General features: G+C 63.8%; 10 protein-coding genes. 4 read left to right on the forward strand and 6 right to left on the reverse strand.

The features are described 5' to 3' along the window. Window positions 1-418: 418 nt before the first annotated feature. Window positions 419-1795, reverse strand: a complete 1377-nt coding sequence (locus LVJ94_21215) for a hypothetical protein (GenBank protein WXB09736.1) — start codon at window positions 1793-1795, stop codon at window positions 419-421. Window positions 1796-1930: 135 nt separating this feature from the next. After that, a complete protein-coding gene (locus LVJ94_21220) occupies window positions 1931-2926 on the reverse strand; it encodes an NUDIX domain-containing protein (protein WXB09737.1) in 996 nt (331 codons plus the stop codon). Window positions 2927-3062: 136 nt separating this feature from the next. Between LVJ94_21220 and LVJ94_21225 the strand changes: the two genes are divergently transcribed. From LVJ94_21225 to LVJ94_21240, 4 genes are all read left to right on the forward strand, one after another. Further along, a complete protein-coding gene (locus LVJ94_21225) occupies window positions 3063-3557 on the forward strand; it encodes a GreA/GreB family elongation factor (protein WXB09738.1) in 495 nt (164 codons plus the stop codon). A 21-nt stretch (window positions 3558-3578) separates the two neighbouring features. Next, entirely contained in the window at window positions 3579-4517 is a 939-nt protein-coding gene (locus LVJ94_21230; GenBank protein WXB09739.1) for a hypothetical protein, read from the forward strand. 31 nt (window positions 4518-4548) lie between these two features. Continuing rightward, window positions 4549-5766: a hypothetical protein gene (locus LVJ94_21235; protein ID WXB09740.1), complete on the forward strand. Its 1218-nt coding sequence runs from the start codon at window positions 4549-4551 to the stop codon at window positions 5764-5766. Window positions 5767-5882: 116 nt separating this feature from the next. Next, complete coding sequence (locus tag LVJ94_21240) at window positions 5883-6605, forward strand: class I SAM-dependent methyltransferase (protein ID WXB09741.1); 723 nt, start codon at window positions 5883-5885, stop codon at window positions 6603-6605. Here LVJ94_21240 and LVJ94_21245 read toward each other — a convergent pair whose 3' ends face one another. Genes LVJ94_21245 through sbnA form a run of 4 tightly spaced genes read right to left on the reverse strand, consistent with a single transcriptional unit; the run spans window position 6606 to window position 11145 of the window. Then, window positions 6606-7508, reverse strand: a complete 903-nt coding sequence (locus LVJ94_21245; protein WXB09742.1) for an amino acid--[acyl-carrier-protein] ligase — start codon at window positions 7506-7508, stop codon at window positions 6606-6608. Next, window positions 7505-9178, reverse strand: a complete 1674-nt coding sequence (locus LVJ94_21250; protein WXB09743.1) for a cyclic peptide export ABC transporter — start codon at window positions 9176-9178, stop codon at window positions 7505-7507. Before LVJ94_21250 ends, LVJ94_21245 begins: the two co-directional genes overlap by 4 nt. Next, window positions 9179-10180 (reverse strand): 2,3-diaminopropionate biosynthesis protein SbnB, encoded by a 1002-nt coding sequence (gene sbnB / locus LVJ94_21255; protein ID WXB09744.1) that lies wholly within the window; start codon window positions 10178-10180, stop codon window positions 9179-9181. A gap of 5 nt (window positions 10181-10185) precedes the next feature. Further along, window positions 10186-11145: a 2,3-diaminopropionate biosynthesis protein SbnA gene (gene sbnA, locus LVJ94_21260; GenBank protein ID WXB09745.1), complete on the reverse strand. Its 960-nt coding sequence runs from the start codon at window positions 11143-11145 to the stop codon at window positions 10186-10188. Between the last annotated feature and the right edge of the window lie 199 nt (window positions 11146-11344).

The raw sequence follows: 11344 nt of genomic DNA on the forward strand, positions 1-11344 counted from the left end.
ATTCCACGAAAGACGACCCCAAGCATTCGCATCAAAACACCATGGGTGGCCCTGCGGGAAATGCAAGGCCCGACGGTGTCCGTCGAGCATCCACGAATCTCACCTGAGACCCCACCACGGCCCCGCTTCCGGGACCTAGGTCTCCATGTCACCGCCGAGGCATCCGACTTTGCCACGAATACGCGGCAAATACGAGGCCGGATGCTCGGCAAATAGGAACAGGCGCCTCTCCCGTGCCTTGCAACGTCCGAGTGCGGACCCCGACGAAGAATGCACTGGCGACGAGCCTACCCATCGTTCGCGCACTGTCGCATCCATTCGAGCTCGACGCTACAGCAAAAAGAGATTTTTCCGTAAGCAGGTATGTGGGGGGCTCCGCCGCCCCACCGCCCCCGAGAGGGTGGGTAGGTTCAGGGGGTCAATTTACCTTCACGTCGGTCGCGCAGCCGACGACGATTCGGATCTTCCCTCCGGGATCGTTCTTCAAGGTGGTGCAGGACGAGCCCTTGAGGAGCACCTTCTTGGGCGCCGACTCGCTGTCGTAGGTCCAGCCGTTCTGGGGGTCTTTCTTGAGATTCGTGTCGGTGCCGTTGCCGGCGGTGTAGACGACGTTGACCTTCGCGGGGTCGATGTTGGGGGCGCCATTCGGGTGCACCAAATCGAAGTCGCAGGATTGGACGGTGTCGCGAATCTTGTCGATGGCCGCGATGAACTCGTCCCGGAGTTGGTCCGTGGTCTTGTCGCCCGGCGTGATCTGGAAGTGGCAGTTCGAATTGGGATCGCAGCCGGCGGGGGCGGCACCGCCGGCCTGGGCCAGACGGCCGAGGAACGCCTCGTCGTATTCGTTGGTCGGCGCGTTGGGATCCCCCACACCGATGACGAAGGTGAGGACGGATTGCCCCTTCAAGGTGGTCACCGACGTGATCGCGCGGTCTTTTTCGGCGTCGCTGGGATTGCCTTGCGAATCGGTGGGAACGCCGTCGGTGATGACGACGAGGATGCGCTTTCCTCCGGTCGAAAGCGAGGTGCCATCGGGGGTGAAGTTCCGCACGATGCCGCCTTGGCCGTTGATGGCCGCAACCAACGGGGTGGCTCCGGAGCCGTAGACGTCGCCAATGGCGTAGCCGGTGGAGGCGCCATTGTGCGCGAGGTTGGGTGCGATGCGCCCTTTGAGCCGATTGGCCTGCGCCGAGGTGACCGCGCCAATGCCCACGTCGACCTGGTTGTCGGAGGTGGTCGTCGTGCTGTTGAAGACGTGAAAGCCGACGCCGAAGCTCTTGTCGGCCTGCGCCCCTCCCGCCGGAGCAAGCTTGTCCCAAAAGGAATAGAGTGCGCCGCGGGCGGCGAGCCATTTCTTTCCCGTCGCGCCCGGAGGGCCCGAGCCTGCCTGCTGCATATTGCCACTTCCATTGGGAATGGTCGGGCGCTGGCGATTCAACGTGTCGATATCGCGCGTGTTGCTTCCGTAGACGCTGTTGCCGCCTTGAATGACGACACCGTCCATGCTGCCCGACCCATCGAGCACCATTTGCATGTAGATCGGTGTGCGGAACGAGTCCGCCGAGGCCGTCGCACACGGAGCGCCGGTCCAACTCCCTCCGTCGCCGCCGCCGCCATCGCCACCTCCCCCGAATCCCCCGCCATTGTCACCCCCGTCGGGGTTGCCGCCATTGGGGTTTCCCCCATTGTTGAATTCCGAATCCGAGCTTCCGCAACCCTGCAAATTGGGGAATGCGACAAAGCAAATGACGGCGGCAACCGGCCCTACGAACAGGGCGTTCCGTTGAAAACGCATGGCGGCTCCTGGCCGCGCGCAGGGAAGTAAGGATAGCAGCGCGGCAAATTCACACTAGCAGAGGTGAATTCGCTTCTCGAGCTGTCGCTATGACGTCGATGCAAATCGATACTGAAATATCTTACTTCGAGAGCGTCAAAAGTTCAGGACGACCGGTTGGTGACCCGTCGATACGAGAAATCGAATCAAGTCTTCATCGCGAATCGCCGTCGTGCGGTCGTTGGTCATTGGATGGCAAAGAACTTTGTGACCATGATTGCCAACCAACGACGCGTCGATCGCCACCTTCACCTGGTGGTCGCGATCGTGGAGGATCGCCAGCGGGGTGACCGATCCCGGCTGCACGCCGAGGTGCTTGCGCAGCCGCTCGGCCGAGCAAAATGAGAGGTTGCCCGCGCCGAGGCGCTCGCCGAGTCCGCGCAGGTCGATGACCCGATCTTCCTGCACGGAGACGAGCCACATGGCCCCCTTCTTGTTGCGCAAGAATAGGTTCTTCACGTGAAGGCCATCGTGGTTCACACGGTGCGCTTTGGCTGCTTCGACGGTGAAGACGGGAGGGTGTGCGACGGTCTCCGTCTCGATACCGAGCTCTTTCAAATATCGAAACAGGGAGTCGGCCGGATCGTGTGCATCGATTTTGACGTCCACCAGGCGATCGCCGTCGAAGATGGAGACCAACGAAAACCGGCGGCCGGCGAGCATGAGCGGGAGCCATAGGCGATCGTCTGCCCACATTTCGTCGTACGGAATCTCGTGGAGCGACGTCCAGAGTGGGAGCGCTTCGTCGGTCTCGATGGCCTCGCCCTCGCACCCGTCGGCGGCGAAGACGTGGCACAGGAGCTTGTAGCCATCGGTGAACTGAAAGCGCAGTTCGCCCCATTCGCGCACACCGAGCGCGGCCACACCGACCTCCTCCCGGGTCTCCCGCACCGCCGCTTGGAGCGGGGTCTCGCCCGGGTCGAGCCGGCCACCGGGCCCGTTGATTTTCCCGGCGCCGAGGCCGCGTTTTTTCCGGATCAAGAGGATCTGCCCGCCTCGGATCACGAAAAGAAGCGCCGAACTCTCCGTCGGCGTCCATGTGGACCAATCGATATCGCTTACGGACTCCATCACGCGGACTTTGTTTACCACGTGTCTAGTATGCCTCTTCCCCCATGAGCAAGGCCTTCACCAAGGACGACGCCTCCGATGAACCGGCGCAGACTGAGAAATCGATGGCAGATGAGGCCTACGAAGGCCGCCAGGCCTTCGTGAACCGGTGGTGGTGGTGCCGCGGGCGCCGCTTCCCCCCGCAGGTGTGCCGAACTACGTGACCCCGCGCGGGCTGGCCATGCTGCGCGCCGAACTTCGGACGCTCGACGCGGAACGGGCGCGACTCGAGGGGCTCGATGCGGAGATCCACGCCTCCGACCGCACGCGGGCTCTGACCACCGTGCATGCACGCATTCGGGAGCTCGGGGAGCGGGTGGCCAGTGCGGTGCTGGTCGATCCGCGCGGGCAGCCGCACGACGAAGTGCGCTTCGGCGCCCGGGTCACCGTGCGGGGGGAGCACGGGGAACAGGGGCAGCGGCGCTACGAGATCGTGGGGGTCGACGAGGCGGATGCTCCCCAGGGGTGGATTGCCTTCGTATCGCCGCTCGCGCGTGCGCTTCTGGGAAAGCGCGTGGGGGACGATGTGACGGTGCGGACACCGCGTGGCAAGGAGGAGCTCGAGATTCTGGACGTCGCTTATGCCACGGAGGAGGAAGATCCCACGGGCTGACGCGTACGACAGGGTCGCGTCATGCAATACAGCCATTTGGTCTTCGTCGCCGCGGGAATTTGGGCCTGCGCGGGCTCGGCCTGGGCCGCGCCGCGCGATTCGTCGGCCGCGGAGGCCCTGTTTCAGAGTGCGCGGCAAGCGCTGGCGCACGGCGATGTGGATACGGCCTGCGAGCGCTTCGCCGAGAGTGAGCGCCTCGATCCGGCGCCGGGCACGTTGATCAACCTCGCCGACTGCGAGGAGCGGCGCGGCCGCATTGCCACGGCATGGCAGGAATTTCGCGACGCGGTGCCGATGTTTCGAACGGGCGACGATCGCATCGCGTACGCGGAGAAACGCGCGCGGAACCTGGAGGCGCGGGTGCCGCACGTGGTGTTGACCTTGGCGACGCGGGTGAACGGCGTCACGATCCACCGCGATGACGTGGAGCTCGGGACGGCGACCTTGGGCGTGTCGCTGCCCATCGATCCGGGCCGGCATCGCTTCGTCGTGCGCGCACCGGGCCGCGAAGAGCGCGCCGTCGAAGTCGACATCGTCCAAGGGCAATCGCTCACGGTGACCCTCGAGGCCGCGCGGGCCACGCCGGCGGCGAAGGCTCCCGTCGCCACGCCAGCGACCCCGCCGCCGCAAGCAGGGCCACGCCCGAGGGACGGAGGTTCGTCACAGGCAACATGGGGTTACGTGGCCGCGGGCGTCGGCGGGGCCGCCTTGATCACGGGCATCGTCGCCACCGTGGGCATCGCCGGCGCGGCATCGAGCTACAAGGACCACTGCCGCGACGGGATCTGCGATGGCGACGGAATGGACGCCGCATCGCGCGGTAAGACCTGGTCGATCGTGGCACCCATCGCATTCGGGGCGGCGGCCATCGGCCTCGGCGGAGGTGCCTATTTGCTCTTGACGCGGCCTTCGCCCGGAACGGCGACCTCCGCGGGCGTCTCCGTCGTGGGGAGATTCTAACATGCGCACGCATATGGTTTTTCGCGGGTGCATGGCTCTGTTCGGCCTCACCGCGCTCACCGTCACCGCCGCATGCGGGAGCTTGTTCGGCGTCGACTTCGACGATGCCCGTCGCGCGAATGCCGACGGCGGCCTCCCCTTCGGCGACGGCGGGAACGGTCATGGCGACGGAAGCGGCACCGATAACCCGCAGCCTCCCCTCGCCGACGGTGGGTGCGCAAGCGCCGATCGCGTGGTCTGCGGCGGGTCGTGCGTCCGGCGAAACGATCCGGCGTACGGCTGCGGAAGCTGCAACGCTTGCCCCCTGCCCTCCGGTGCCTCGACCACCACCTGCAGCGTCTCGTCCTGCAGCTTCACGTGCCCGTCCGGGAAAAAGCCTCAGGGAAGCGAGTGCGTGGCAAAGTCGTGGTTCGGGAGCAAGGTCACGCCGCAGGCCATCATGGGCTTATGGGGAACCGGAAAGAACGATATCTATTCCATCGGGCTCGGCGGTATTCACCACTTTCGCGGCACGGGCGAATGGAAGCTCGAATCGAGCCAGCCCAAAGCCGGAAAAGCGATGGGCGCCAGCTTGGCGGGACTCAGTCCGCAAAGCATCATCGCCATCGGGGGTGGGGCTCCGTATTCGATGACGTCTCCGGAGCACTGGACGCCGTGGAATGCGCTGGGCACGTGCGCCGAGTCGCAATCCGTTTGGGCCACCAGCGTCGACGACGTTTACGCGGTTGCGAAGTACGCCATTTGCCATTCCAAGAACGGCGGCGCGTTCAACAAAACGTTCCAGCCCCCGGATACCATCAACGCCATTTGGGGATCGAGCACGGGCAAGATTTACGCGGTGGGTGGCGGCAGCACCGCCCCCGGCATCGTCTACGCGACCACCGGCGATGACGCCTGGAGCCAAGTCGACAACACGCACGGAGCGCTCCACGCCATTTGGGGTATCGGGGACGACATCTACGCCGTGGGCGCAAGCATCATTCTGCGCAGTCACGCCGGCGGGCCTTTCGTGCAACAAGATACGACCATGGGAGGCATTTTTTACGGCGTTTGGGGAAGCAGCGTGGACGACATTTACGTCGTCGGCGGCCGCGGCAAGATTTTGCACTCGTCCAACGGTTCCGTGTGGACCGAGGAGTCGCCCAGCGCCGACGCCGTCGACTTCTACAGCATCTGGGGAAGTGGCCCCGATGATGTCTATGCCGCGGGCGCCACCAGCGACGGTGGGTGGGTCTTCCACCTCCAGTGACACGCCCGCGCACCGACGATGCGCGTCCAGGGACAGTGCCGGAGATCGTTTCACTATCTTTTGCACGTTCCAATTTGAATTAAGCGATTTGGCATCCTAAACATGGAGGCCCCCCGATGCCTTACGATCGCTTTCGTCGTGCCTTTAGAACCCTTCGTACGTTTGGCGGGGTCGACACACTCTTGGCGGCCATCGCTTCGTATGCATTGCAGATTCCTGCGCGCCGCGGCAACGCATTCGACGCGAGCTTCGGTATCGAAACCACCGAGCCCGTCGCGGTCACGCCACGGGATTTCGTCGACGGATCGCACGCCTCGGCGATTTGGTACTTTCCAAGTCTTCCGGAAGTTTTCGCTTCGGTCATGCGCACGCTGGACGTGCGCGCGGAGGATTTCACCTTCGTCGACATCGGCTGCGGCAAGGGCCGTGTTCTGGTGATGGCGGGCCAATGGCCATTTCGCCAGGTGCTCGGCGTGGAGGCCTCGACCGCCGTTTCTCGCGTCGCACGAAAGAACCTCGGTAAGGTGGCCTCCCGGACCGCCATGGGCGTCATCACCGGCAACGCGCTCTCCTTCGAGATGCCGCCCGGTGACCTGCTTCTGTATCTTTACAACCCGTTTTCGAAGTTCGAGGCTTACGTCGAATTTCTACGCCACCTCGAGGATAGCCTGAGGCGAGAGCCTCGCAGGGTCGTGCTGGTCTATGTGTGCCCGGTGCACGTCAAAGCATTCGACGAATGCCATTTCCTGAGGCCGCTCGAGCGCTACGAGCTTTTGGTGAGCGATTACACATGGCACGCCTTCACCAATACGAAGTACGTGCCTCGGTCCAATTGCTGACTACGCCAAGCCGAGGGCCGTGCGCACGTGCGCCGGCCAATCCGCGGGGACGAGGCCGTGCTTCTTGAAGAGCGCGAGCGTCACCCGCTCGACACCAAAGCCGACGCAGGCCGTGTGCGCGAACGATCCATCGGACAGGCGGATGTCGTAGGCGCGGCCGAAGTGGTCCTGGTGGTAGTTGCACGAGGAGATGGCCGTGGGCGCGTCCTCGGAGTGAATTGGATAAAGCAGCTCGAACTTCAGCGCCTGCGCACGCTGGCTGACCGCGAGCATCTTGCCGCCCTCGCCGAAGAAGGGGTCGTTTGCCACCTCCGCCCGCGTCTCGAGCCCCAGAGACTCGAGCACGGCCTGACCGCGTTCGAGCCACCGATCGCGAAACTCGCGCACGTCGTCCTCGCTGCCGATGCGGATGTTCTCGCGCTGCCGGAACATCTGCATCCGCGCCGGATCGTCCGACGGCTCGTGCCGAAACACGAGGCCCATGAGGTCGACGAGCTTTCCGGCCTCCGGAAGCGTGCCGCGCAGGGTGGGATACAGCGGATAACAGGCCGCAGGGCAAAGCATCAGTTCCGTCTTGCCCAGGTGCGTGCTCCAGTCCTCGCCGGCCGAGAGCGTCTCGAGCATCCTCTCGTGATGAGCATCGTCGCCGAAGAAGCTGTGGACGGAGCCCATCAATTGGGGAAACGAGCGCGCATAATCGGTCTTCTCGAAGTTCGCCCGCGTGACCAGAGGCGGAAAATCGACGAACTCCGCGCCGTCGTCCTCGGCAAACTTCGTGATGATGGCACCGAAACCGCGAACGATGCGCTCGAACAGACCGCTGCGGCCGTAAACCCCGCGGACGCCGGAGGGAAAAAGGATGCGGGCTTCGATGAGCTGATGAGCGAATTCGGACGCGTTCACGTGGTGACCTCGTTCAAGTCGAGACCGGGCATCACATCCAGACCGGGCGAAGCCGCTTTGGTGATGGCCGCGGGGAGAACCTGCCCCATGTCGAGCCGCAGGACCTTGTCGGCACGATCGAAATATCGCTCGTCGTGCGTGATGACGATGACGATCTTCCCAGCCGCGCGCAGCTCGGGCAGGAGCTCTTTGTAGAAGATGTGGCGGTACCTCGGATCCTGATCGGCCGTCCACTCATCGAAGAGGTAGATGGGATGGTCCCGCAGCAGCAAGAGAATGAGCGCAAGGCGCCGGCGCTGTCCGCTGGAGAGCCCTTCGGAGGACACGTCGCCGTCCTGCACGCGAAGTACGCGATGCAATTCGAAACGTCGTACCAATGTCTCGAAGCGCTCTTTGCCGCGCTCGTCGGAATAGGCACGGGCCCACACCGGAAGGTGGTAGTCGGCGAACAATACGCCGAAGGCATCGCGCAGGGCCCCGACCCGCTCCGGATCGATGACGTCCGAGTCGACGATCACGCGACCTGACGTCGGTGGATAAAGAAGGCAGAGCACCTTGCAGAGCGTGGTCTTGCCGCTGCCGTTTCCGCCGACCACGAAGGTGATGGTCCCCGCGTGGAACTCGCGCGTGATGGGACCGAGCGCGAAGCCGCTCTCATTCGATTCGTATTGGAAGCGAATGTCCTCGAGGCGCATCGAGCGAATCGAGCCGCGCGCCAACGCGCGGGGGGGCATGGCATCGAGCATGGTCTCCGGCTTCAGCTCGCGCGAAAGTTCGTCGATGCGGCCCAGCGCCACACCCGCGCGGAGGGCCGGACCGATGTGCGTGAGCATGCTGTCGAGCGGACCGAGAAGACCGAGAACGGCGAGCGTGGCGCCCGAAAGCACGCTCGGCGGAAGCGCCACGTAGCGCGCGAGACCAAAGGGGATGCTGCCGATGACCAGGAACGCAAGCACGTAGCCCCAGCTGTCGGCCGAGTGAAAATACAGGTTCGCCCGCACCATGTGGTTGTAGTGGTCTCGGGCTGCGGGCTCGAGCCGCACGTTGGTAAACTCCTCGCGAACGGGTGCGGAGAGTTTGAGCTCTTTGAAGCCGAGCGTAAGCTGCCGCATGGCCGCATAGATCTCACCCAGCTTGCTGCGCGCGCGGCCGTGCCACTTTTCGGACTTGTCGATCTGCAGCTTGAACGTGGGGACCCCGACGGCCATCACGGCGAGCGCCAATGCGAAGATACGCCAATCGAGGGCCGCTACGTACACGAGCAGGCCCATCACGGTCACCACGCCGACCAACGCGATAGGCAGTGAGTTGAGGCCGTGAGCGATGGCCGGAGCATCTTCGTTGAGGGCTGCATCGATGCGCGCGGCGCTCACGCGCTCCACGTCTTGCAGCGAGGCTCGCAGCGATTGCGCGACCAGGTCGGAGCGGAGCTTCTTCGTCGCGCGCAGGCCGATGCGGCTGAGGAGCAACTGCGACCAGGTGCGGGTGACGACGGCCACCGCGCACGCGAGCACGAACAGAATGGCGAGGTTCGTACTGGGGTTGCGCAGCGCCGCATTGAGCAGCGGGATGAAGCTCGCGAACGCACCGCCGGCGACGAGGCTGAGCACACAGGTGCCGATCACGTCGCGCGGAGCAATACGGAAGGCGAGCCGAAGAAGCGCCAGCACTTAACGCGTGACCTCGAAGAAAAAGTCGCTCATCGGGGACGCCTCTCCGCTGGACACGGCCGCGTCCAGGATCCATTTGCCCACGGCGAGATCGAGAACGCCGAGACCGAACGGTGAAAAGATGATCGGCTTGCCGGCGGACACGGTGACGGTCTTGCGCAGCACGTCGGCCAGCGTTCCGCGGATGAAGTCGCGGTGCCCGAGTTTCATCTCGGTCAAATGCGGGGAAGTGTTCGCCTTGAGCACGTGCTCGATGTCGTCGACCACGTTTTCCGAGGCAATGAGCAGCTCCGGATCGAGATCCCGCAAGGATACGTTGAGGAGCAGCGGGTTGTGCGCGAGCAGCTTCACGTCGCTCGCATAAGGAGTTGCCGCCACCGTGGCGAACACGACAACGTCGCACGAGGCGAGGAGCTCTTCGAAGGAGGCGGCGCGCTGCACTTTCCCCTCCCCTTGTTCGCGAAGCATCCCGGCGAACGCCGTCGACTCGGCGGGGTTCGTATCGAAAAGGACGACCTCGTCCAAGTCCCACCCTGCACCGCGGAAGAAGCGATGGATGTAGCGCGCGATGAGGCCATTTCCGACCATGCCAAACCGGCGCACCTTCTTGTCCTTGCGCAGGGTCTCGGCCGCGAGCACTGCCGACGCTGCGGTGCGCGCCGCCGAGATGATGGAGCTCTCCAACACCGCAATGGGGTAACCCGTCTCGTAGTCGTTGAGGACCAGCACGGCGCTGGCGCGGGGAATGCCCAGCTGCAAATTATCCGGGTAGCTCGCGATCCACTTGATGCCCGAGACGCGGAAGCGCTCGCCAAGGAACGCCGGTAAGGCAATGATGCGGGCATTGGGCCGCTCCGGAAAGCGGAGGAAATAGCTCGGCGGATTCACGGAGTTGCCGGCGCCGTGTGCAAGGTACGCCTCGCGCACGATGTCGATACAGCCGGGAATATTCCCATGAATGACGTCGAAACAGGTTTTGCCTTTGACGATGGTCAAGTCCATTGATTTCACCCGAAGACCTGGGCGTTCCAGTCGGAGTCGTAGACGGTTGTGAGGTAGGGGCCCCCGCGATCGGGGCAGAGGAAGACGGCGACGGCTTGGGGCGACTCGGCCGCGATGTGTTTGGCCTCTTGTTGAATGGCGGAGAAGGTGGAGCCCGAGCTACCGCCGACGAAGATTCCGTAGTCGGCCAGGAGGATGCGGCAAGCAGGCGCCACGTCCGCCTCGTCGACGTGCACCACGCGATCGATGTGGGCGTGACGCAACATGTCCGGCTGGATGCTGGAGCCCAAGCCGGGAATGTGGCGCGCTTTTGGTTGGCCCCCGAAAATCACGGAGCCTCGGCTGTCGACGGCAACGACTTTGACCTGCGGGAAGCGTTCCTTCACCTTGCGCGATACGCCGACGATGGTCCCCGAAGAACTCACCGGCACGAAGACGTAATCGAGGCGGTCGAAGGCATCGCATATCTCCGCCCCGGTATGCCGATAGTGTACATCAGCCCCGTCGGTGTTGGAGTACTGATCTGGCCAGTACGCATTGTGCATGGTCTCGCATAGAGCCTGAACTCTTTCCAACCGCGACTTCAGAAATCCGCCGGTGTCGTCGCGCACCGTCACCATTTCGACGTCGTGGCAGAGGAGCTTCAATTGCGAGAGATAGATGGGCGCAATGTTCGGGTCGACCACCGCAACGAAACGGAGCCCGACGAGCCGGCAAAGCGAGGCCATCGCAATGGCGAAATTGCCGGAGGACGACTCGACGATCGTCGTATCGGGCCCAACCTGGCCCCGTTCGACGGCGCCGAGCAAGATGCCATACGCCGCGCGATCCTTGATGCTTCCAAACGGATTTGCGTACTCGAGCTTTGCGAAAAGGTGAAAGGGCGTTTCCCAAAGCCGCACGACGGGTGTGGGGCGAAGGATTCGCCCAAGCTTGCGAACGCGAGCCAACAACTCGGTTTTCATCTCAATCAAGGATTAAGCCGTGGTGAAGTAACCTGCGCGAATCCGCGCTGGGCCGCCCCTCGTCCGGAACTCGGAGGAACTAAACGGCAATTAGGAGGGCACGAGGCGATATGCTTAACAAGCGGTACTCGATTGCGCAAGTACGATGTGCCGTTCCTTGACCGTGTACCCGCTGCTTGGTAAAAGCGCGAAAGAGAGC

The organism is Sorangiineae bacterium MSr11367, assembly GCA_037157805.1.
GTDB classification, from domain to species: domain Bacteria; phylum Myxococcota_A; class Polyangia; order Polyangiales; family Polyangiaceae; genus Pendulispora; species Pendulispora rubella.